Here is a 1304-nt window from a genome sequence, read left to right as displayed (position 1 = left end):
TAAAACTAGTCAAAGATTAAGGGGACAATCGAATGCCGAAGAAGAAAATCGAAATTATAGAAGATGTGAAAAAGAAACATGTTCGAATGGCGTTGGAATCCGGAAGAATGACCTCTATTGCCCGGAAAGCAGGAATATCCCGGAATACATTATCTCAGTGGATGAAGGAATACGAAGATGAGGTCCGAGAACAGATGGAGGAGGAAGGCACCACTGTTTTATCCGATGACCCTTCAAAGGATGAGCTGCTGGAGAAGTATGAACAGGCCATGAAGTTACTTGGAGAGAAAGAACTGGAAGTGGCGATGTTAAAAAACCTTTTAAAAAAAGGGAATTCTCCATCGAGGAAAAAATAGCAGAAGCCAGGTTATGGATAGAAGAAGGATTCTCTGTAAAGAAAACAACAGAATCTTTGGAGGTGCATCGTTCCTTGTTTTATTACCATGAAAAGACGGATCAGGAGGAGCTTTCCCCTATAAAAAGGGGCCGCCCGGCCCCCGGGTATTCCTTAACGATAGCTGGAGACAAAGTCTCAGATCTCGAGATTGAAGAGTTTCTCATGGAAGCCATTGAAGGAGAAAAAAGTGCGTATGGGTATCGGAAACTTACCCACTATCTCCGCACGGAGAAGCAGCTGGATATTAATCCGAAAAAGGTTTACCGGCTGTGTGCTGGCCTGGATATTCTAATGCAGAAGCGAAAGAGCGGCCCCTTATATCCCAGAAGACTTGCCAAACAGCATATCATTACGGGGCCTAATCAATTATGGCAGCTGGACATCAAATACGGATCTATCCAGAAGAGTGGCCGTTTTTTCTTCCTGGCCAGTGCCATCGATGTGTTTGATCGCTGTATCGTAGGATATTATCGAGGGTCGACCTGTCAGGCAAGAGATGTTACTAAAATGCTTCATGAGGCGTTTTTAAGGCGTCAGATTCATTTCTCAGATGAGGATGATTCAATGAATTTAATTATACGGACAGATAACGGCCCTCAGTTTTTAAGCCGGTCCTTTGGAGAATTCTGCCATCATCATTTCGTTCTACATGAAAGAATCCCACCGAAGTCTCCGGATCTTAATGCCTTTATTGAATCCTTCCACAGCGTGATTGAACGAGAATGTTATCAAGAATATACCTTTGATTGTTTTGATGAGGCATATTATCGAATAGATGAATACATCGATTTCTATAACAAACGTCGATACCATGGAAGTCTCAACTATATGTCACCTGTTCAATATCATGAGTGGTTCAAGGAACACGGCTGTAAAGAAGATATGGTCGTCAATTTATAAAAAAGAA

At 42.3% G+C, this 1304-nt stretch carries 2 protein-coding genes; both read left to right on the top strand.

Annotation, left to right across the window (positions count from 1 at the left end):
• Positions 1-32 precede the first annotated feature (32 nt).
• Entirely contained in the window at positions 33-356 is a 324-nt protein-coding gene (locus ABHN01_RS24590; protein ID WP_290398199.1) for a transposase, read from the top strand.
• Positions 341-1297, top strand: a complete 957-nt coding sequence (locus ABHN01_RS24585; protein ID WP_429877724.1) for an IS3 family transposase — start codon at positions 341-343, stop codon at positions 1295-1297. The genes ABHN01_RS24590 and ABHN01_RS24585 overlap by 16 nt, the downstream gene beginning before the upstream one ends.
• Positions 1298-1304: the final 7 nt, after the last annotated feature.

Origin of the sequence: Fictibacillus sp. NRS-1165 (assembly GCF_050468105.1) — a bacterium.
GTDB lineage: Bacteria > Bacillota > Bacilli > Bacillales > Fictibacillaceae > Fictibacillus_C > Fictibacillus_C terrinigri.
Note: the sequence above shows the minus strand (reverse complement) of the source record. Positions and strands in the feature narration are given on the sequence as shown.

Excerpts from the sequence above, each read along its gene's own strand:
- ABHN01_RS24590 (WP_290398199.1), top strand. The coding sequence starts at position 33 with ATGCCGAAGAAGAAAATCGAAATTATAGAAGATGTGAAAAAGAAACAT.